The organism is Paenibacillus sp. Paensp111 (assembly GCF_059492195.1).
The window spans coordinates 3,102,686-3,124,336 of record NZ_CP168527.1; the positions used below are offsets into that span (position 1 = coordinate 3,102,686).

At 50.3% G+C, this 21,651-nt stretch carries 20 protein-coding genes; 7 read left to right on the forward strand and 13 right to left on the reverse strand.

The annotated features are described in order from the left end of the window. The first annotated feature begins 21 nt into the window (after positions 1 to 21). From ACEN86_RS14475 to serS, 4 genes are all read left to right on the forward strand, one after another. The gene (locus tag ACEN86_RS14475) at positions 22 to 1,059 is read left to right on the forward strand and encodes a M42 family metallopeptidase (RefSeq protein ID WP_495631309.1); all 1,038 of its coding nucleotides are present in this window, start codon (positions 22 to 24) and stop codon (positions 1,057 to 1,059) included. Further along, a complete protein-coding gene (locus tag ACEN86_RS14480) occupies positions 1,046 to 1,813 on the forward strand; it encodes a hypothetical protein (protein ID WP_495631310.1) in 768 nt (255 codons plus the stop codon). The genes ACEN86_RS14475 and ACEN86_RS14480 overlap by 14 nt, the downstream gene beginning before the upstream one ends. A gap of 16 nt (positions 1,814 to 1,829) precedes the next feature. Then, the gene (locus ACEN86_RS14485; protein ID WP_495631311.1) at positions 1,830 to 2,135 is read left to right on the forward strand and encodes a hypothetical protein; all 306 of its coding nucleotides are present in this window, start codon (positions 1,830 to 1,832) and stop codon (positions 2,133 to 2,135) included. A 248-nt stretch (positions 2,136 to 2,383) separates the two neighbouring features. Continuing rightward, positions 2,384 to 3,676: a serine--tRNA ligase gene (serS, locus tag ACEN86_RS14490; RefSeq protein WP_495631312.1), complete on the forward strand. Its 1,293-nt coding sequence runs from the start codon at positions 2,384 to 2,386 to the stop codon at positions 3,674 to 3,676. Positions 3,677 to 3,812: 136 nt separating this feature from the next. Here serS and ACEN86_RS14495 read toward each other — a convergent pair whose 3' ends face one another. The 10 genes from ACEN86_RS14495 to hemE form a co-directional block, all read right to left on the reverse strand. Continuing rightward, positions 3,813 to 5,750 carry an ABC-F family ATP-binding cassette domain-containing protein gene (locus tag ACEN86_RS14495; RefSeq protein WP_495631313.1) on the reverse strand — a complete coding sequence of 646 codons (1,938 nt, stop codon included), beginning with the start codon at positions 5,748 to 5,750 and terminating at the stop codon, positions 3,813 to 3,815. 55 nt (positions 5,751 to 5,805) lie between these two features. Further along, complete coding sequence (locus tag ACEN86_RS14500) at positions 5,806 to 6,429, reverse strand: TetR/AcrR family transcriptional regulator (protein ID WP_495631314.1); 624 nt, start codon at positions 6,427 to 6,429, stop codon at positions 5,806 to 5,808. Beyond that, positions 6,405 to 7,211 carry a DUF92 domain-containing protein gene (locus ACEN86_RS14505; protein WP_495631315.1) on the reverse strand — a complete coding sequence of 269 codons (807 nt, stop codon included), beginning with the start codon at positions 7,209 to 7,211 and terminating at the stop codon, positions 6,405 to 6,407. The genes ACEN86_RS14500 and ACEN86_RS14505 overlap by 25 nt, the downstream gene beginning before the upstream one ends. A 3-nt stretch (positions 7,212 to 7,214) precedes the next feature. Then, positions 7,215 to 7,847, reverse strand: coding sequence for a fumarylacetoacetate hydrolase family protein (locus ACEN86_RS14510; protein WP_495631316.1), 633 nt, complete (start codon positions 7,845 to 7,847; stop codon positions 7,215 to 7,217). Between the two features lie 7 nt (positions 7,848 to 7,854). Next, positions 7,855 to 8,631, reverse strand: a complete 777-nt coding sequence (locus ACEN86_RS14515) for a glycerophosphodiester phosphodiesterase (protein ID WP_495634310.1) — start codon at positions 8,629 to 8,631, stop codon at positions 7,855 to 7,857. A 20-nt stretch (positions 8,632 to 8,651) separates the two neighbouring features. Continuing rightward, complete coding sequence (locus ACEN86_RS14520) at positions 8,652 to 9,980, reverse strand: CapA family protein (protein ID WP_495631317.1); 1,329 nt, start codon at positions 9,978 to 9,980, stop codon at positions 8,652 to 8,654. Positions 9,981 to 10,301: 321 nt separating this feature from the next. Next, positions 10,302 to 11,210 (reverse strand): copper amine oxidase N-terminal domain-containing protein, encoded by a 909-nt coding sequence (locus ACEN86_RS14525; RefSeq protein WP_495631318.1) that lies wholly within the window; start codon positions 11,208 to 11,210, stop codon positions 10,302 to 10,304. 311 nt (positions 11,211 to 11,521) lie between these two features. Then, complete coding sequence (gene hemG, locus ACEN86_RS14530; RefSeq protein WP_495631319.1) at positions 11,522 to 12,943, reverse strand: protoporphyrinogen oxidase; 1,422 nt, start codon at positions 12,941 to 12,943, stop codon at positions 11,522 to 11,524. Positions 12,944 to 12,950: 7 nt separating this feature from the next. After that, positions 12,951 to 13,892, reverse strand: coding sequence for a ferrochelatase (gene hemH / locus ACEN86_RS14535; RefSeq protein ID WP_495631320.1), 942 nt, complete (start codon positions 13,890 to 13,892; stop codon positions 12,951 to 12,953). Between the two features lie 34 nt (positions 13,893 to 13,926). Beyond that, positions 13,927 to 14,991: a uroporphyrinogen decarboxylase gene (gene hemE / locus ACEN86_RS14540; RefSeq protein WP_495631321.1), complete on the reverse strand. Its 1,065-nt coding sequence runs from the start codon at positions 14,989 to 14,991 to the stop codon at positions 13,927 to 13,929. Positions 14,992 to 15,175: 184 nt separating this feature from the next. On the opposite strand from hemE, the gene ACEN86_RS14545 reads away from it, so the two are divergent. After that, positions 15,176 to 16,417 (forward strand): MFS transporter, encoded by a 1,242-nt coding sequence (locus tag ACEN86_RS14545; RefSeq protein WP_495631322.1) that lies wholly within the window; start codon positions 15,176 to 15,178, stop codon positions 16,415 to 16,417. 400 nt (positions 16,418 to 16,817) lie between these two features. Here the strand turns inward: ACEN86_RS14545 and ACEN86_RS14550 are convergent, their stop codons facing one another. Next, on the reverse strand, positions 16,818 to 17,138 hold the full coding sequence (locus ACEN86_RS14550; protein WP_495631323.1) for a hypothetical protein: 321 nt from the start codon (positions 17,136 to 17,138) through the stop codon (positions 16,818 to 16,820). 163 nt (positions 17,139 to 17,301) lie between these two features. Continuing rightward, positions 17,302 to 17,931 (reverse strand): O-methyltransferase, encoded by a 630-nt coding sequence (locus tag ACEN86_RS14555; RefSeq protein ID WP_495631324.1) that lies wholly within the window; start codon positions 17,929 to 17,931, stop codon positions 17,302 to 17,304. 136 nt (positions 17,932 to 18,067) lie between these two features. Between ACEN86_RS14555 and ACEN86_RS14560 the strand changes: the two genes are divergently transcribed. Next, complete coding sequence (locus ACEN86_RS14560) at positions 18,068 to 19,207, forward strand: THUMP domain-containing class I SAM-dependent RNA methyltransferase (RefSeq protein WP_495631325.1); 1,140 nt, start codon at positions 18,068 to 18,070, stop codon at positions 19,205 to 19,207. A 48-nt stretch (positions 19,208 to 19,255) separates the two neighbouring features. Continuing rightward, positions 19,256 to 21,229, forward strand: a complete 1,974-nt coding sequence (locus ACEN86_RS14565; RefSeq protein ID WP_495631326.1) for an LTA synthase family protein — start codon at positions 19,256 to 19,258, stop codon at positions 21,227 to 21,229. A 168-nt stretch (positions 21,230 to 21,397) separates the two neighbouring features. On the opposite strand, the gene ACEN86_RS14570 is transcribed toward ACEN86_RS14565, so the two are convergent. Beyond that, positions 21,398 to 21,631, reverse strand: a complete 234-nt coding sequence (locus ACEN86_RS14570; RefSeq protein ID WP_495631327.1) for a YuzB family protein — start codon at positions 21,629 to 21,631, stop codon at positions 21,398 to 21,400. Between the last annotated feature and the right edge of the window lie 20 nt (positions 21,632 to 21,651).

Below are 21,651 nucleotides of genomic sequence, written 5' to 3' on the forward strand. Positions count from 1 at the left end.
ATACATACCTTAGGAGGTTCTATGAATATTACAGTCGACGAAAGCTACGTGTTGGACGTATTAAAGAGGCTGCTCGATACTCCGAGTCCGAGCGGGTTCACGAAACAGGCCATCGGATTAGTTGAGGACGAAGCCAAGAAACTTGGCGTGCCCTTCTCGCTCAATGAAAAAGGTGGCGCTGTATTAACGCTCAAGGGCGTGGACGACAGCCGCCGTATTGCTCTCAGTGCCCATGTGGATACCTTGGGAGCTATGGTGAGATCAATCACCGCCCACGGCACTTTAGCGATTACTTCGGTTGGGGGCTTCTCGATGAACAGCATCGAGAATGAATACTGCCAGATTCATACCCGCAGCGGCAAGGTATATACGGGGACGATTTTGACTTCCCATCCTTCTGTGCATGTATATAGTGATGCCAGAGATTTCCCTCGTAAAGAAAGCAATATGGAGATTCGGATTGACGAGCTCGTCGAAAGCAAAGAGGATGTCCGGAAGCTGGGCATTCAGACCGGTGATTTCGTATCCTTCGATGCCCGCGCAGTTATCACACCAAGCGGCTTCATCAAATCCCGGCACATCGATGACAAGGCCAGTGTCGCATCCTTGCTGGGACTGATCGAATCCTCCAAGCGAGAGGGCTGGACGCCCCGCCATGACCTCGTGTTCCTGATCTCGAACTACGAAGAAGTCGGACATGGCGCCGCCCATATCCCTGACGGCATTCATGAGATGATCGCCGTGGATATGGGAGCTATGGGGGACGACCTCGGCTGCAAAGAGACCGACGTCTCCATCTGCGCCAAGGACTCGAGCGGGCCCTATGATTATGATATGACCAGCAAGCTGATTGAGCTTGCTGAAGCGGGCGGCATTCCTTATGCGGTGGATATCTATCCGTATTACGGGTCCGATGCATCCGCTGCGCTGGGCGCAGGTCACAACATTCGCGCTGCATTAATCGGGCCGGGCGTACATGCATCCCACTCGATGGAGCGTACACATAAGCAGGCGGTCATGAACACCGTCAAGCTGCTTGGCGCTTATGTTACAGCTTAGACTGAATTACCGAGGACTGGCTGCTGCCGTTACTCTGGCGGCTTGTGTAGTGCTGCTGCTATTGTGGGGGAGCGCCTCTCGGCTCCCCCACTCCTATACTTATTTCGAGGCTGATGCCTCGAATAACGTGGAGCTTCATGCGCTCATTTCGCATCCTGCCGAGATTACACTCCAGTCTGCGGACGGACCTTTGACCATGTATTCCGGTTACGGAATTAATGGCGGTTTCTTTTACAAGGAGGATCTCCTGTCTATTGCCTCCATGAACGACAAGCCGGTGGCCGGGGCTCCAGGACAGTACGGAAGCGGCTGGTTCAATGTGAAATATCCCCGCGGCACCCTGGTATGGGACGAAGCTGCAGCAGCCTACTCCGTGCAGGTTGTCTCTTCAGTCTCGGACATTAATGTCAAAGACCGGAGACGTTACTTCGCTCAAGGCGGGGTTAGCATGAACTTGATGAACGAGAAGGTGTGGTGGGAATCGGCAGCCGAGCAGGAGCATCTGCCATACCCGGATGAGAAGCGGCTGCGTTCTGGATTGGTCTATGACGCAGACCAAAGGCTGTGGCTGATCGCTACGCCTACCTTATGCACCGCGGCGGAATTCCGGCAAGCCATTAAGGAGACTATTGCGCCTGGTATGCCGAAAGAAGGTATTTTTCTCGACGGGGATGGATCAGCCCAGCTTAATGCTGAAGAGAGTAAGCTCATCGGCGATTCAAGGGATCTTCGGCAAATCATCTTAGTAAAATAAGACAAGGGGGTTACTTGTGAAAAATCCTGTCGCCTTTATTGTTCTAGCCTTATTGAATCTTGTGTATACTGCTGCGCTTGTGTTCTATCCCGGAGTCATCCTGGCCACAGTCGGAGCTTTGTCGGGCCGTTCATTTTTCCCGGATTCGCCAATGCTTCGTGAATTTTCGTCCTTTATGCTATTCGCTTATCCTATTCCAATCCTCATTGCTTACTTCTGCTGGTGGGCCTATCACAAAAGAAAGTTCAAGCTCGCCTACGCTGTGGTCTGTGTGCCGCTTGTCTGGGCAATGATTACCGGGATATTCTTGCTTATGGCTTAGCAAACAGGTTATACTACTAACAATATTACAGCAGATCATGCCGATGAAGAGAATCCAACTCGGAGGCGTTCTCGTCAAAAGGACCCGTTCCTTCTAAGTTAACCGGAACCGCCCGTTATCGCGGACCAAAGAGGATTAAGCTAAGGATTAGCTTAATCAAATTGGGTGGCACCGCGAGTCCTAGCGCTCCTCGTCCCAAAAGACGAGGGCGCTTTTTTGTATTTTTTACAAATAAAGGAGCGGTGAATATGTTAGATTTGAACTGGGTAAAGAGCCACGCCGAGGAAGTACAAAGGGTATCGGATCAGAAAGGTATCCGTCTTGATGTCAAAGAACTGCTATTGTTAGACGATCAGAAAAGGATAATTCTCCAAGAGGTTGAGCAGCTTAGGCAGAAACGGAATGCATGGTCCGAAGAAATTGGCGCAGCCGTTCATGAAAAGCGCATTGAAGACGCGGCTGTACTAAGGCATCAGGTAAAAGTTAACAACACAAAGCTATCCCACCTAGAGAACGATCTGGCTGAATTAAACCGGCAAGTCTTGGAATTGAGCTTGCTCGTTCCCAATACGGTATCACCCGACACGCCGATTGGCGGGTCGGATGCAGATAATGTCCGGTTACGAACTGAAGGTGAACCGCCTGTCTTCGATTTTCCAATGAAAGATCATGTTGAACTGGGGAGAATTCATGGCATAATCGATATTCCTCGCGGGGTCAAGGCTGCAGGCAGCCGTAACTACTATCTACGCGGAGCAGGCGTTCTGCTGCATAGAGCTGTACAGCAGCTTGCCCTTGATATGCTGATAGATCGTGGCTTTAGTCCCCTTGAAGTGCCGCTGATCGTCACTACAGATGCTATGAGGGGCACGGGCTTCTTCCCTCTTGGTCAGGACCAATCTTATCACCTTGAGGAAGAAGGCAAGTGGCTCGTAGGCACATCAGAAGTCCCTCTTGTCACTTACTATGCAGGTGAGATTGTAGACCTCACCTCCCCCATCAGACTCGTGGCAGCGTCAACCTGCTTTCGAAGTGAGGTAGGCTCGGCAGGTAAAGATGTTAACGGGCTGTACCGGGTTCATCAGTTCTCAAAGGTAGAACAGATCATACTTTGTGCAAATGACCTGGAGCAATCGGAGATCATGCTCCAAGAAATAACCCGCAATGCTGAAGATCTGTTACAGATGCTAGAGCTTCCCTATCAGGTAATGGCGGTATGCACAGGAGACATGTCGCAGAAGACCTACAAGCAGTTTGATATTGAGACCTGGATGCCAAGCCGTAAGGCTTATGGAGAGACCCATTCTTCCTCGAATCTAATGGACTTTCAGGCACGGCGTTCAAATATTCGCTACCGTGATTCGAGTGATGGTAAGCTGAAATTCTGTCACACACTGAACAATACAGCAGTGGCTACTCCGCGAATTCTGATTCCCCTCCTGGAGAATCACCAGAGAGAGGATGGATCGATCCACATCCCTCCTGCCCTCCGGAAATATATGAATGGGCTTGAAAGCTTGGTTCCGTTGGACCCGAGTTAGTCCGTTCTCTGAGCAGGCCTAACCCGTCGGTACCTAAAATATAAAGTTCGAAGCACACAAATAAGCCTTCCATTCCGCGGTAATCCCGGGATTGGAAGGCTTATTCATTTCTTAGCGGGCTAGTACCGCTTGGTCACTACCCGTTACGCTGCGCCTCAATTCGCTCAGCCAGCTCATTCAGATACGTCCATCGCTCCATCAAACGTTCGAGCTCGGCCTCCGCCTCCTGCTGCTCCCGCATTAGCTCCTGCAGACGGGAAGCATCACTTGACGCTTGCTCCATAGCAGTTGCAAGCTCCGTGATCTTCTGCTCTGCCGCTTCAACCAAGCCGTCAATGGCCTCGTATTCCCGCTGCTCATTATAGCTGAATTTAACCTTCTCCTTGGGAGATGGAGCAGCAGAGGAAGCAGAGTCTTTCTCCGGACTCTTCTTAGCTTTGCTCTGGCTCTCACCAGCCTCAGCCTGTCCACTTCCCTCCCGGCGCAGGCGTTCCTCGTAATCACTGTAGTCGCCTACATGAACGGCAATGGCCCCTTCACCTTCAAAGGCCATGATCTTGTCAATCGTCCGATCCAGGAAATAACGGTCATGGGATACTACGAAGACAGCCCCAGGGAACTCGTCCAGATAAGCTTCCAGAACCGTTAGGGTCTGAATATCCAGATCGTTCGTGGGCTCATCAAGCAGAAGTACATTCGGCGCTCCCATGAGCACTTTAAGCAAATACAGTCTACGCTTCTCACCACCGGACAGCTTGGAGATAGGGGTCCACTGCATCGTAGGTTCAAATAGGAAACGCTCCAGCATTTGTGAAGCTGTAATTCTCGATCCGTCTGCTGTAGTCACAACTTCGGCCTCGTCCTTGATATATTCAATAACCCGCTGCTCCCCATTCATCTCTTGATGCTCTTGAGTGAAGTAACCCAGCTTGACGGTCTGTCCGAGAACGATCTCACCTTGATCCGGCGTAAGCCGGCCAGCAATCAGATTCAGCAGCGTTGACTTTCCGCTCCCATTCGGACCTACAATACCGACACGGTCCCCTGGTACCGCAATATAGGATAAGTCCTTGATAAGAGTACGGTCACCCGCCTGGTGACTCAGATGGTCGATCTCCAGTATCTTGCGGCCAAGCCGTGTGGAAGCCACGGACATCTCTACAGCCCCGGTGCGAACCTCGCTCTTCTGATTCTGAAGCTCCTCGAAACGGTCAATCCGCGCCTTCTGCTTGGTTGTCCGTGCCTTGGCTCCTCTGCGAATCCAGGCCAGCTCGGTACGCAGCAGATTCTGCCTCTTCTGCTCCGCAGAGGCCTCCCGCTCTTCTCGTTCGCTCTTCAGCTCCAGGAATCGGCTGTAGTTCGCTTCATAGCGGAAGAGACGACCGTGGTCGAGTTCGATCATCACGGAAGCAACACGGTCTAGAAAATAACGGTCATGCGTAATCATGAGCAGTGCTCCGCGCCGTTTCTGTAAATATTGTTCTAGCCACGCAACCGAATCGTTATCAATATGGTTCGTCGGCTCATCCAGAATCAGCAGCTCTGAAGGCTGAATTAATGCAGATGCCAGTGCCACACGCTTGCGCTGTCCGCCGGACAATGTGCCCATCAGCCTGGAGAAGTCCGTAATTCCCAGCTTGGACAATACGCTCTTCGCTTCACTTTCAAGCTGCCATACCTGCAGGCGGTCGATCTCCTGACTGAGCTTTGACGCTCTTTCTTCAAGTGACGGGTCAGCCGGATTCTCTTCCATTAACTTCAGCGTCTCCATGTATTCGTACACGGCCTGAAGCTCGGGACTATCCCCCTGGAAAACCTGCTGGAGCACGGTCATATCCGGATTATAATCCGGGTTCTGAGCCAGATAGCGAATTCGCACATCATTATTAACAGCAATTTTCCCTTCATCTGCGGGTTCCAGGCCTGCAATTACACGGAGAAAGGTCGATTTGCCCGTGCCATTCACCCCGACTACGCCAATCTTGTCCTGATCTTCCATGCCGAATGAGGCTCCCTGGAAAAGCACCTTCTCGCCAAAACTCTTGGATATTTGCTCAACTGTCATTATATTCATCGCTTGGTTTCCCTACTTCTGCCCATTTATTTTGATTCGCTCTTCGCTTGGATGCTTATGACACGGGTTCTTCCTCAATCGGACAACCGTACATAAACAAGCGGGATACGAAAAGAATGTTCTTATTCAAGTCTTCCTCGGTTAATGTTCGGTCAAATAAAATATCCATCTTCAGCTGATCCAGCATACCGATATAGGCCTTCGCATGAAGCATCGGGTCCGGCACGCCAGCTTGGTCAATGACTTGGTACACCGCATCCATATAGCTGCGGAGGAAATCTTTCATGAGTCCCATTAATTCGGGATCATTATTAGGAGCCATAAAGAATAATTTCGTATGGTCTTTGCGTTCATAGTAGTACTCCAAATGATGTTTGGCTATGAACTGCAGCTGTTCCTTCAGGCTATTACTTTTCTCAAGGCCAGTGTTCAATCTGCTCAGGAAATCGTTGAAATCACGCTCTGAGACCGCAGAGAATAACTTCTCTTTGCTCTTGAAGTACAAGTACACCGTACCCTTCGCAATCCCAGCCAAGTCAGCAATATCCGAGATTTTGGTATCATAGAAGCCTTGGGAACCGAATAAGGCGAAAGCCGCATCGAGTATGGCTTTATGTTTATCTCCCTGGACTTCACTCACATTCGTCACCCTTCCTATGCCGCCATAAATCCAATCCATAACGCGATCAAGCCTCCAGCCAGAGAGCTGAGCAAATTGACCGCATCGTTGTTCATCCACGAGAGTCCGCGTATATGTTCCGTGGGGGACCCGCAGTGCAGAGGAACCTCAACCTCCCGTCCGCACACCTTGCAGCGATACATTCGCTGTAGACTGGCTCCCAGAATGGAGTCGGTAAATGCTCCGGCCAGGCCGCCAAGCCCGCCTGCTGCAATCCATATGCCGATGGAGCCAGGCGTGAGCCCGCCCACCTTCAGCAGAAGCCAGGCTCCAGCACCAATCAATAGAGCTCCCGCGGCAGCCGCGGAACTCCCCAGCCAGGATACTCCACCTGAGGTGCCTCCCGGGAGCACCTTCCAGGTCAACACAGAACGGGGAGGCTTCCGGCTGAGACCTCCCCATTCCGTTGCCCACGTATCCGCCGTAACCGAGCCCATGATGCCTATGAACAAGTAGGCCCAAAGCGGGTCTGGCCAGAACCAGTTAGCCAGACATACCAGCATGCCAAGTCCGCCGTTAGCCATAACTTGTCCAGCATCACGACGGCCGCTCTTGGCGTAGGACTTCTCCAGCTCCTCCTTGCGGTGGCTTTTCCATTTCGAGAACAACGTAGAAGTGATGAAGAACAATAGCAATGTGCCGAACCAAAAGGCATTGCCCGCTCCATAGTACACGGTCCCCATAATCACCGCTGCGCACAGACCCGACAGGGTTAAAGATCGCTTGTAATACGCGGCTCCGGCTACGACCACTGCACCCACAAATCCGATCAGCCAGTTCATGGATTACCCGCGGACCTCTATCGTACAGCTGCCGAGAATCTGCTCGCCCAGACGCAGTGTAAGCTGATCTCCATCTTCTACTGGACCTACTCCGGCAGGCGTTCCTGTAAATATTAAATCCCCTTCATCCAGACCATAATGCTCTCCAATATAGTCAACGATCTCCTGAAGCGGGAAGATCATGTCCTGTGTATTCCCGCGCTGAACGGTCTCTCCGTTCTTAATCAGCTCAAAGCTTATAAGACCGATTTCCTCTGTGCCCGGGAAAGCGGTATATGGAGTTAATGGAGCCGAGTTCCGGAATCCTTTGGCCGCAGTCCAGGGATGGCCTTTCTTCTTAAGTACACTTTGAACATCCCGAAGCGTAAAGTCAATGCCCAGCGCCATAACATCCACGAGCTCGTCTACGGATATTCCAGGAATATAGGGACGAGCCATGCGCAGTACCAACTCAGCCTCATAATGAATCTCACCCTTACCGCCAGGCAAAATCAAAGCGGCTCCGTCCATCGGCACCACAGCATGGGAGGGCTTCAGAAAAATCATGGGTTCTACAGGCACATCATTGCCAAGCTCTTCTGCATGCAGCCGGTAATTCCGGCCTACACAATATACATTACGCACTATGGATTTCATCGCTTATCTACTTCCTTCCCCATTTGAAAAGTCCAAATCTGCTTTTGGCCGAACGTTTATCTATGAAAGTCTCCCGCCAAACATCCGGCCGGTTCGTACAGATCAGGATCTCTGGATGCATATCGGCAATCCGCTTCATCGTCTTCCCGTCATCAAGGGTCCAGGCCATAACCTGAATGCCCGCTTGCACGGCCTCAGCTACAAATTCCGGTGTCAGCTGCTTATAGGAAATAGATAAAAAATCACATCCAAGACCTCGCAGACGATCAAGGAGATCGGCTGGCCTGCCATCAATAATCAGCCCTGTGCGGATCTTACTATCGATGCTCCGAACATTTCGAAGCGCCCCGGTATCAAAAGAAGTCAGCACCACTTCCTTCTCCATGCCGTGTTCCCTGATCGAGTCCAATACCTTCTGCTCAATTCCAGGGTATTTATCAGCTTCAGTCTTAATCTCCAAATTAACGAGAAGCCTTCCCTTAACGGCTTTCAGGAAGTCACCCAGCGTTATCAGTCTTTCCCCTGAATAGTTCCTCGACTTCCAGCCTCCCGCATCCAGCCTGCTAAGCTCACTCCACAGCGCATTCTTGACCGGGCCTCTGCCATTCGTAGTTCTATTCAAGGTGTAATCATGAATTAGAAAAGGCACCCCGTCCTTGGACAGCTGCACGTCTACCTCAATCCACTTTACATAAGGATCTTCCATGGCAAGCTTAACCGCTGCCATTGTATTCTCGGGGGCCACCCCCGAGAAGCCCCGATGGGCCGCGCAGTAATCCGTCATCTTCAAGACCATTCCTCTCGTTATCCTGAGTTATTCATGCTGTTATCGATCTTCTCCCCTGCATCGGAAGGCAGGAGTCCGAGACTGGTATCCTTCTTGCTGGACTTCATGTTACCGTTAGAGTCTATGGTGACGCCTGGCGACAGATTCTCGATCTCCTTGATCAGCTTGGCGCCATCCTTGGCATTCTTGGGAACAGGCTGGCCAATCTCCGTAAAGTAGGGAATCATCCGCAGATCACATTTACCCCCAGTTGTGCAGTGTGCCTGGAATATTGCTGTGTCCCAGGTCTTCGGCCGGGTCGCTGCCTTGGTGAATACAAGGTTCCCTGTGCTGTAGGCTATCCATTTACCTTTGTACTGCTCTACACCCTGGAGTACATGGGGATGACCGCCAACTACGAGATCAGCTCCGGCATCAATGAAGGCATGCGCCAATGAAGTCTGGTTGCTGTCCGGCACGGTCACTCTTTCTTTGCCCCAATGTGCCACTACTAGTATCAAATCTGCTTTCTTTCGTGCATCCTGTATAGATCTAACTGCTAACTTCACATCGTCGTTGTATACACCCGCAATTCCCGGTCTGTCTGCTCTCGCGTTCCAGCTGAGTTCTGGAAGTACACGGCTAAAGCCAAACAGTGCAATCTTGATGCCTTTACGCTCTATGTATACCGGTGCGTATGCTTCGCTGCTATTTTTGCCTGCTCCTGCAAAAGATATTTTGTTGGCTTTAAGATGCTCCAGTGTGTCTAACAGGCCCTGGGCACCTTGGTCTAAAGTATGGTTATTTGCTACGTTAACCGCATCCACTCCTGCATTCTTCATCGCTTTGAGCGCATCGGGATGGGCTTTGAATACAAACTGCTTGTTCTTGGCTCCTATGCCTCTGGTAGTTACAGGAGTCTCCAAATTGAGAATCGTTAGATCATCCTTCTGAAATAAATCCTTTACGTACTTAAAGGGAGAATCGATTCCATCCTTGTTCATCTTCTCAGCAACCTTACCCGAGAAGATCGTATCTCCGCCAAAATTAATGACCAGACTCCCGTCCGCCCTCTTGCCGACCGTCTCGGCCGAGTTGTCCTGTTCGGTCTGGCTCGTATCCGAGGGCGTAACAGATGAACGCTCTCCCGTAGGAGTCGTAGAGTTATTATTCTGAGGCGAAATATTCTGAGCCGGACTATCCGAGACAGCCCTTCCTCCAAGCGATTTGTTATTAAAATAAGAAAAAGTAAGAACAAGTCCAATCAATACAATCAACGTTAAATTGACCAGCATCCAGAATCGGCTTTGGCGCTGCATCTTTTGCCTCTTCTCAGCGCTGTACTTTTGCGATCTCGGCTGAAGCATAATTCACTCCTTATAATCCTAAGAAATTTGAGATAATCACAACCTATTATATCAGGTAAATAAGTTGAACTAAAGCAACATTCCTGATGCTGCATCTGCCTATAGCTGCCAATCTCCCTAGAAGTGAGACTATGCAGTTTTTTTTCTCTCCATGACTATTCATGCCAGAGAGCTTCGATCTCATGAACCAATTACTAAAATTTTCCGCAATCATATAAGTAAAAAAAGAAAAAGGGTGCATCCACCGATGCACTCTTCCCTAACTACCCCAATCATCCCTCAGAGAAAACGGCCTAAGGGCGAATAATACCGATTGTCAGCTTACTTTGCGTCTTTACGGATTTCCCCTTCAATTGGAAGAATGAAACTGTATCTATACTCTCTAAACTCCGGATGTTGAATGTAATCGAAACGTCCCAACTCCGTGTCACTACCTGACAAATCTACTTTCCCATAAGTCAATAGCTCAGCCATTAAATCGTCAGAAAAATATACATACCCACCTTTGTAATCAGGTTTAATCCCTCGCGATTTTGTCTTGTTACCCATTTCATCCAATTGACCGATGACTTCGGCAATCCCATCCTGGTTGATCTTAATATAATTGGTCAGGAGCCTATAGGTTTCGGAATATTGCAGAGCCTGGCCCTCTGGAAACTGGTAAGTCGTCCTATACCCTTCCCCGTGAGGAGTCCAATCATAAGGTCCTTTCACAGCGATAAGTTTAAGCGCCTCCTTACGTGCATCCACTAGATCACCCTTCATCAGTGTATTGAACGCTGCCTGTCCGGCTGGAGTCCTTACAATAGCCCGCTTGTCTTTGGCATTATAGTAGCTAGTACCGCCCAATGCTTCGCTGACAAAGCGTAGGGGCACAAAGGTGCGGCCTTTTTTATTTACAACACTGAGATCAAGTGAAACTTGTTTTCCATTAACTGTGGCAGTCTTCGAACCGGCCTTTAGCTTAATCACCTTACTGCCGTCCTTGCTCTTGGCCGTCACAGTATGGGTCTTGGCATCATAATTGTAGGTCAGCCAATTCGGATCATTCAGGGACCTGAGGGGAATAAGAGCTCTTCCTTTTTCAACAAGAGCTTCACTCTGCATCACTCCATTAATAAATACCTGTTCCTTGATCTTGTCAGATGTCTTTGCCTCTACCGAGTTTCCAAGAATCATTGTTCCTGTTAATAGAACTGCCGCAATGGCGGCCGGCATCCATTTTTTCATATCTGATCTTCCCTTCATTTAAAATTAAATTCTTTAATTATTGGGGTTAAATAAACAAACGTATAATCTGCTCATTTTGTTTCCAAAAATTTGAATTTACACTAATAAAATCAGGTTACATCCGATAAACAATTATGATGAAATAAGGCTCAGCTTGTTAGCTAGGTAAGTAATATTCCGACATTTTTGTATGAAGAGTTAATGAGAAGATTGATGATCCCTACGGCATCTATCAACATGTAACGTTCCAACTGCACTCCAGAGAAAAGAATAACCCCGAGCCTGGTTGGCCCGGGGTTACAGGTTAATCTTTAATGGACAGGTCCGCCCGTCATGATCTTCGCGAGTTCTTTGGCCTGCTTGATGCAGTCCGGAAGACCGACCCCTTCAAAAGCCGCTCCGGTAACATATAAGCCAGGAGCCCTAGTCTTAAGCTCCTCACGCAAGCTGGCTATTTGCTGCAGATGTCCAACCGGATATTGAGGCATTGACTTAGGCAGCCGGGTAATCTCCGAGAATAAAGGCGTTGCATGAATTCCCATCAGCTCCCTCAGATCCTTCAGGACCAAATCTGTCAGTGAATCGTCGGGAAGCTGAACATTCTGCTCATCTCCCGAGCGGCCAACATAACAGCGGAGCAGAACTTTATCATCGGGGCTGGTATGCAGCCATTTGGTTGAAGTCCAGGTACATGCGGTAATGTTGCGGCCTTCTGCCCGGGGAACCAGGAATCCGGAAGCATCCTGAATCCCCTCCAGATCCTTCTTATCAAAAGCGACAACCACATTGGCTACCGATACGTAGTTAATGGCTGTCAGCGCACGGACGTCAACGAAAGGCTCCAGCAGCTTCGCCGCGCTGAAGGCCGGAGTAGTGACCACGACCTGATCAGCGGCAAGCACCTCTCCGTCAGCAAGCACGACTTCATATGCCCTGCTGCTGCCTTGTCGTATTTCCATAACCTCCGTCTCCAGCCGCTGATCCACATCGTGCAGCTCATGTACAAGTCCATGCACCAGACTCTGAAGCCCCTGCCGGAAGGTTAGAAAAGCACTACGCTTGGTACCTGTATGCGTCTCAACCGGCTTCTTGCCCGTCATCATCCCCCGCATCAGGCTGCCATGCGCCCGCTCCACTTCGCCAAACTGTGGAAACGTAGACTGCAGGCTCAGCTTGTAGGTATCTCCTGCATAAATTCCTGCGAGAAGCGGCTCTGTCACGTTCGTTAGGACCTCTGTACCCAGCCGGCGCTCAATGAAATGCCCGAGCGACTCATCCTCCGTACTCTTGCGCGCAGGAATAGCAAGATCCATCAGCGCGCGAAGCTTCCCGCCCCAGGAGACCAGTCCGGTCTTCAGGAAAGGACCCAGCTCGGTGGGAATGCCCAGCACGAGACCTGAAGGCATAGGGTGAAGCTGACCGCGTTTGACAATATAAGTCTTCTTGGCGCCAGGATTCATAGACACAAGCTCATGATCCAGCTCCAGTTCCTTGGCCAGATCAATCATCGCCGTCTTGCGGGCGAGGAAGGAGTCCGGTCCTTTCTCAATGACGAAGCCGTCACGGTGAAGAGTCTCGATTTTGCCGCCCATCGACTTCCCCTTCTCCAGAACCGAGATTTGGACGGGAATCCCTTTCTCTCTGTAGAACTTCCGGATATAGAATGCTGCACTAAGCCCGGTTAGTCCTCCCCCGATGATGATGATGTTCCTAGCTGAATCTGAATCACTCATAGATTATTCATTCCTCTTCCCATGCTTTGATAATGACGTCGCTAAGCGTCTCCATATACAAAGGATCGGTGTTAAGCGAATCGGTACGCATCAGTCGCATATCCAGCTCTCCGGCCACGGCCTGGGCTTCGATATCCAGATCGTATAGAACTTCCAGATGGTCGGATACGAATCCAACCGGAGCCACAAGCACATCTTCCACCTGCTCAATGCTTAAGTCCCTTAAGGTATCCAAAATATCCGGTCCAAGCCAAGGCGTAGCTGTCCGGCCTGCACTCTGCCAGGTGAACTGCCAGTTGGTTACATTAGTTTGCTCCGCAACCGCTTTGGAGGTCTCAAGAAGCTGATCCTGGTAGGGATCACCCATCTCAAGAATCTTCTCGGGGAGACTGTGTGCACTGAACAGAACTTTGACCTTATCCCGCTCGGCACCAACTTCCTCGAATTGATCCAGCTTGCGGCTTACCCGCTGCGCCAAGGCTTCAATCAATTTGGGATGCAGATGATAACTCTTGACGAAAGAGAACTTGATGCTGTGCTCAGCCGCTTTCTCTTCCGCACGCTTGATGTAGCTGCCTACACTCATAACCGAGTAGTGAGGGGCCAGAACTATGCCCACCGCTCGGGTAATTCCGTCCTTGGCCATCGCATCTACCCCCTCCTCGATGAAGGGAGACGCATGCTTCAGGCCTTGATAGCAGACGAACTGTACACCCAGGTCTGCCGCATTCCGGTTCAAAGTCTCCTGCAGCGCAGCTACCTGATTATCCGTGTTCGCTCTTAACGGGAATACTCCACCCACAATCGCCTCATAACGGTCTTTCAGTTCCTTCAACTGTTCTTCTGTAGGCGGGTTCCCGCGGCGAATATGGGTATAATAAGCTTCTACCTGATCCAAGCTCTGCGGGGTTCCATAGGACATGACGAGCACACCGATTTTATTGTTCACGTTAAATGTTCACCTCTGAAAGTAATTTAGTAGTTCAAGATGGCAGGCCCGCACCCAAATTACGTAGTGCCTCGGCCGAATATTCATGCACATATTCGGTCAGCTCGCGAAGCTTGTCCAAGGAAGCCTCAGGGAACAGTCCGTGTCCCAGATTGAACACAAATCCCGGGGACTTGATGCCTTCGTCAATGATTTCCTTCGCATATTGCTTAATAACATCCATAGGTGCCGTCAATACGTAAGGATCGAGATTTCCCTGAACTGCAAAGCCTCCGCCTGTACGCCGGCGGCCTTCTTCTATCGATACCCGCCAGTCCAGTCCGATCACGTCGGCTTTGATATTCGAAAGCGTAGGCAGCAGCTCTCCTGAGCTGACTCCTGGAAAATATATTTTCGGTACATTGAGTGTCTCAAGTTCGGCAAAGATACGTGTAATGGTGGGCAGCACGTAAATTTCGAAATCTTTTGGCGAGAGAGCGCCCACCCAGCTGTCGAACACCTGGAAGGCCTTGCCTCCGTTCTTAACATGATGCTTCAAATATTCAATAACCATGTCCCCAAGCTTATCCATCAGGCGGTGCCACAGCTTCGGCTCACCATACATCAGACTCTTGGTGCGGATGTAGCTCTTGGATGGACGACCTTCAATTAAATAGCTCGCAATCGTGAACGGCGCGCCTGCGAAGGTAATCAGAGGAACCTCAAGCTCGCGGTCCAGAATACGAATAGTCTCCAGGATATGCGAGAGATCCTTCTCAACATCTATAGGACGGAGCCGTTCAATATCTTCAGCGGTCCGAATCGGGTTATCGATGACTGGACCGATGTTCTTAACAATATCAAAATCAATACCAATGGAAGCAACCGGATTCATGATATCCGAGTACAAAATAGCCGCATCTACACCCAGCTTGCGAACAGGCATCAAGGTGACTTCAGCCGCAAGTTCGGGCTGCCGGCATATTTCAAGCAGACTGTAATTTTCTTTGATTGCGCGGTATTCCGGATCGTACCTTCCAGCCTGGCGCATATACCATACGGGCAGCTGGTCTACCTCCTGCTTAAGACAAGCACGGATAAACCGATCATTATATGTCATGAAGACGCCTCCAACTATAAAATTTCCCTAAATCTCATTATGCCCTTTTTAAAAGTAAGTAACAACCCGTTCAACATGAAGAACCGATGACAATCCTATGAAATAAATGAATTTAGCTTAACTTCGGGTATTTTGGCGTTATGGTATAATAATGAAATTCTTTCATGGGAGGATAATAGAACTTATGATCAATATCCTTAGAACCAGCCGCTCGCTCCCAACCTGGAAAGTCAATCTGATTGTGCTGTGGTTCGGCCAATTTTTTGTAAATGCCGGAATGACCATGGTCACTCCTTTTCTCCCTCTATATCTGTCCGAGGACCTCGGTGTTCACGGATCAAAGGCGCTTGGATTATGGGCCGGCCTTATATTTGCTGCCAACTTTGCAACTTCGTTCATCTTCCAGCCGTTATGGGGGAAGCTTGCCGACAGATATGGCCGAAAAATCATGCTGCTGCGCTCCGGCTTCGGTATGTCCATCGTTATCACATTAATGGGATTCGCAACCGCTCCCTGGCAGCTGCTTGGCCTGCGTCTCCTGAACGGAACGATCTCGGGCTTCAATCCGGCGTCCATCTCGCTGATCTCGGGAACCACGCCCAAAGAACGCATGGGCTTTGCCATGGGCATTATGCAGTCCGGAATTGTCGCGGGCACGATCCTTGGCCCCTTAATCGGGGGATTGCTGGCCGATTGGGTGGGTTTTCGGCCCATCTTTTATATTACAGGGAGTCTGCTTCTCCTTGCTTCATTTCTCGCTCTGTTCCTGGTTCGTGAGAAATTCGACCGGGAGGAAGCTTCCCATACGCCGCAGATCTCGGTCCTTGCAGGCTTTCGGGAATTGAACAAAACACCGCAGCTGACTGCCCTGTTCGCCGTGACCTTCCTGCTTCAGTTCGCTATGCTGAGCCCGATGTCTATTTTGACATTATATGTAGAGAAGCTGCATGGAACGGCCGTGAATTTATCGTTCTGGGCGGGCTTTGTCAGTGCCGTAACCGGCCTGTCTAACATGATCACTTCCCCTATTCTCGGAAAATTCAGCGACAAGGTCGGCGCTCATCGCATCCTGACCTTTGCGCTGATCGGCACGGCGATCACGCTGATTCCTCAGGCCTTCGTGCATTCCGTCTGGCAGCTCATCATCATCCGCTTCTTCATGGGCATCTGTATGGGCGGACTGCTTCCGAGTGTCAATGCGTTGATCCGGTCCTACACCCCGGACGGGATGGAGAGCCGGGCCTTCGGATTCAACAGCAGTACGCTTGCACTTGGCAATATGATGGGGGCCTCCATCGGGGGCTTCTTGTCCGGATATATCGGAATTGAAGGCATCTTCATCATCTCCGGCGTCCTGCTGCTGGCCAATACCGTCTGGGTAAGGGCCAAGCTTTATGCGCATCGGGATACGCCTTCGTTTCATTAGCGGGCTGGAAGCTCAGAATGCGTAGCCTTGGAGCGTAAAAGCGTAATGTCCGCTGCGCGGTCCGGGCATTCCTGCGATCGCTGTTATCTCCAAGCTTCCTGATTGAATAGGCAGCTGAAGAAGCTTGGAGATAAAGGCGAACACTCCGTTTCTTCGGAATCGCCCGGCCCTCTCCGCTGGGCTTTAGCTGAGGAGATAAATAACGCGAATTGCTGATTACTCAGCTTCCGGCCTCAAATCCAAGTGCCGATTCATGCAGAGGCTTAGAACACTTAAACCTAAACGCCATTGAGACGCTGGCTACCAGACATAGCCTCCTACGAGCATTAATGAATATTTGTTTAGGCACAATGAAATCAGCCGAACTTTCTTGCCCGGCTGCCTCCATGTCTTTATTAAGCTATACTTCGAACTCTTCTTCTAACCTTGAAGTCAACGCTTTTAGGGCTTTAATGCGCTCGAAATTTTCTTCCACGAAACCATCTAACCTGTTCCTTACATCTTCTCGTTTCTCTTTTAAAGGCTTGACAAACTGCTCGTAAAGATCTTTTTTTGCCCTGTCATCACTTTGCTCGGCAATGACGTACAAATACTTTATCCGGTGTTCTAAGTGAGCCCTTTCTTCTTTAAGAGTCTTTAGATTTTGTTCTAGCCCAACAAGCTCATCTTTCAGTTCACCTAGCCACACCCTAAGACTCTGATCTCTGTCGGAATTCAACACATAGTATCATCTCCAATTCATTGATGGCCTGTCAGCCTGTTGGGTAAGTGCTGAATCAGTTTATATAGAATTGCACGATACACAACACCGCTGGTTTGTTGTAGTTTATACTGGATTTCCGCAGATCGGAACTGATCGGACTCGCTACTTATTCCTTTTCTCCCTACTTCACCATAGCCAGCGCCAGGCCGTCATAGGCAGGCAGGAAGGTACTGATCAGGCGCTCGTCACGGGCGATGGCCTCGTTGAATTTGCGCATCGCCAGTACGGAAGGGCCGTTCTTGTCCGTGTTTAAAGTTCGGCCTCGCAGCAGGGTATTGTCCCCCGCAATAATTGCTCCGGGACGTGCCAGCTGGATCGCATACTCCAGATAATTTGGATAATTCTCTTTGTCGGCGTCGATGAAGAAGAAATCAAACTTGTCTCCCTTGGCCTTCAGTGCCTCCAGGGAGTCCAGAGCGGGGCCGACCATATAGAACGCCTGGTCGCCATATCCAGCTTCGCGCATGTTGCGGTGAGCCAAATCCACATTCTCCTGGCTAATCTCGAGGGAGACGATTCGTCCTCCCGGGGCCAGTCCGCGGGCCAGGCAGATGCCACTGTATCCGCCAAGGGCTCCGATTTCGAGCACGCGCTCCGCCTTGGACATTTGGACCAGCATGGTCAGGAGACGTCCATAGCCGGGGGCGATGGAGACGTCCTGAATTCCTGCTGCCGCAATGGACTCTTTTACCCTTAGAAGAGTCTCGTCAGCCTGATACAAATCCTCACTATATTGTTCTGGTGTGATCATGGAGATCATTCCCCTTTCTGAAGCGAAAGCCAATTGTATGTTTATGTACATTGCCCTATACTATACTGAATGAACATCTACAGATAAATTGTATGATTATTGAGACATTCCCACAAGTCAAAATGGAGTTGAGATCATGTCAAGGCAATTAGAATTAATCGCGACAGCACCGATGGGTCTGGAATCCATTGTTGCCCGTGAATTGAAGGATTTAGGATATGAAGATGTCTTGGTGGAGAACGGACGGGTGAATTTCACAGGCGATTTCATTGATATCTGCCGGTGTAATTTGTGGCTCCGGACTTCGGACCGTGTGCTGGTGAAGATGGGTGAGTTCAGCGCTGTTACGTTCGATGAGCTGTTTGAGGGAACCAAGGCGCTCCCTTGGCAGGACTGGATTCCGGCTCATGGCGAATTCCCGGTCGAAGGCCGGTCGCATAAATCCCAGCTCAGCAGCGTCCCTGCCTGCCAGGGTATCGTGAAGAAGGCTATTGTTGAGAAGCTGAAAGAAACCTACCATACCGAATGGTTCGAGGAGACCGGCCCAAGGTATGTGATTGAAGTCAATCTTCTGAATGACAAAGCGCTGCTTACGCTCGATACAACAGGACCCGCGCTGCACAAACGCGGTTACCGCAAGCATGCAACAGAGGCTCCTCTAAAGGAAACCCTGGCAGCCGCCTTGATCCTGCTCAGCCGCTGGGGTCCACACCGTCCGCTGTATGATCCATGCTGTGGATCGGGCACCATTCCGATTGAAGCTGCCATGATCGGCTGGAACATTGCTCCCGGCTTAAGACGCTCCTTCAATTCGGAGAATTGGCCGGTCATAGGTGAAGAGCTGTGGCAGGAAGCACGCGAAGAAGCCTTCGATGCGGTACGCGACGATATCCCGCTTCAAATTACAGGCAGCGATATCGACGGGGAAGCAATTGAGATCGCCATGGCGGCAGCGAAGAGCGCAGGACTCGGCAAAGAGATTACATTCAAAAGACTCCCCGCTGCCAGCATCACCCCGGAAGGCGACTATGGCTGTCTAATCACCAATCCACCGTATGGTGAGCGTATTGGTGAGGAGAAGGAAATCCGGAAGCTCATCTCCCAGCTGGGCAGAGTAGCGGCAGGACTTCCAACTTGGTCTTTCTTCGCCATTACTCCGACCAAGCAGTTTGAGCAGGACTTTCACAAGAAAGCGGACAAGCGCCGCAAGCTGTTCAATGGCCGGATCGAGTGTCAATATCTTCAGTTTCTTGGACCTCTTCCCCCTCGTCGTTAGGACGAAGGGGAACTTGTCCATGTAAAGGAAGGAGCGCTAGGAATCGAAGTGAATCTACTAGACAAGAGCGGTGCCCGTTCATCGCTGAGACGTGTGTTTCAATATCGAAATCTGGAATACTTACTATTTATCGCCGTCATAGTATGGAAGCTGGCCTACATGCATTCGCATCTGCACGCGAACAACATCGACATGAGCAGACTCGATTATGTTATTGCTATCGGCTCCATTATGGCGGCTTCCTTCTGGACGTTATGGCTTCCGAGAAGAGGACGCGGCATTGCGCTTAGCATCTTGAATCTTCTACTAACGGCCCTGATCTTCTCAGATCTCGTATACTATCGGTACTTTCAGGATTTCATTACTATTCCAGTGCTGCTGCAGGCCGGCCAGGTAGGAGAGCTGGGTGGGAGCATCCGCGAGCTGATCCACTGGACCGATATCTGGTTCTTCATCGATTGGATCTTCTATATTCCGATGATCTTCCTACTGGCTTCACGCAGGCACCGCCGCACGGTCAATGAGCGAGAATCCAGAACAAGAGACTCTCGTGTAAAGAGAATAACCCGGCGTCTGATCACGGGAATCGCCACTTTGGTTCTTGGTCTTGCGCTAGCCTTGGGGCCGATCCATTATTATACTTCGACCTGGGCAGTCGGTCTTTTTGCAGGAAACTGGTGGAATATGGCGCTCTATAATGTGACCGGGCTGCTCGGCTTTCATTATTATGATGTTTACAAATACGGCCTTGAACACTGGGGCCCGAAGCAGCAGCTGTCCGATCAGGAGCTTGCCGACATTAAGAATTGGTACGACACAGCAGGCTCGGAGCGCCAGGTTATGAATGAGACTTACGGAGCGTATAAAGGCAGTAACGTGATGGTTATCCAGGCGGAAGCCTTCATGAACTTCATGATTGGCAAGCAGGTGAACGGTCAGGAGATCACTCCGAACTTCAATAAGCTGATGAAGGAAAGCCTCTACTATTCCAATTATTATCATCAGACCGGGCAGGGGCGGACCTCCGACGCTGACTTCTCCTCTCACAGCTCGCTGCACCCACTGCCAACCGGATCTGTATTCACTAGTTACCCGGACCATCAATATGATGTGCTGCCCCAGATTCTGAAGTCAGGCGGATACACCACCGCGGCATTCCACGCCTATGACAGCAGCTTCTGGAACCGGTATACGATGTACAAGAACATGGGTTATGACCGCTTTTACAGCAAAAAAGATTATGTGATCGATGAGCCGCTCGGATGGTCACTTGGAGACAAGTCTTTTTTCAAGCAGTCGCTTGAGTTCATGGGCAAGGAGAAACAGCCATTCTATTCTTATCTGATTACGCTGTCCAGCCATCATCCTTATTCCCTGCCCAAAACTGTTCAGCAGCTTGATGTTGGCGAGTTCTCCGGCACGATATTCGGGGACTATCTCGAAGCGATCCATTATACCGATGCGGCGCTTGGCCAGCTCGTTGACCAGATGAAAGCCGAAGGCTTGTGGGACAAGACGATCTTGTACTTCTACGGAGATCATGATAATTCGATCAAAGATAAGTCTTTCTATGAGAAATTTCTGGGCAAAAGCCTGACGGACCTGGACATGGAGCAAATTATGAATCAGGTTCCCCTGCTCGTTCACCTGCCTGATGGCAAGCATGCTGGGGTATATGATAAGCCTGCAGGGCAGCTCGATATGACTCCCTCCCTGCTGCATTTGCTAGGGATCTCATCCAAGCCATACTATATGATGGGAAATGATATTTTTGACGATCGTCAGAAAATGGTGGTTCTGAGATCCGGCGCTTTCACCGACGGGGCCATCTACTATGTTCCTTCAGCAGACGGTGTGTTCGAGAATGGAACGTGCTATGACCTGAGCACCCGCCAGAAGACGGAAGTAGAGCGGGCACGTAAAGGGTATGAGGAAGCCAAGAAGCAGCTCGATTATTCAGACAAGACGATTATGTATGACTTGATTTACAAGTTCGAAGAGGCTGTTCCGCAGGGTCATTAGACCGGCGGGCAGCTTTTTTGCATTAAATTCAGATTACCACCTAAATGTAAGATTCGGCACAGCGGCATGTTAAGCAGGCGTTAAATTCCCATAGTTAAGGCAAAAAAAGCCCGGCAAGCGATTCGGCTTGTCCGGACTTCTAAGCAAGTTCTTATCGTTCAAAGCACCCTATGCACGGGGCTTCTTCACGAAAGCCTGAGCTTTCGCAAGTACTTCCTCTTCCGTTGGCGCGCTGACATAGCGGCCATTAATATAGACGAAAGCTCTTTTGCCGCAGGGGCCACAGTATGACTTACAGCCGACCTTGATCTCGGCGTCTGGAGCCATCTTCTGGAGCTTGGGCACGAGCGTCTTCAGACGGACGTAATTGCATTTATCGCACACGCGGATATCGTTAGCCATGCTGCTTCCCTTCTTTTATC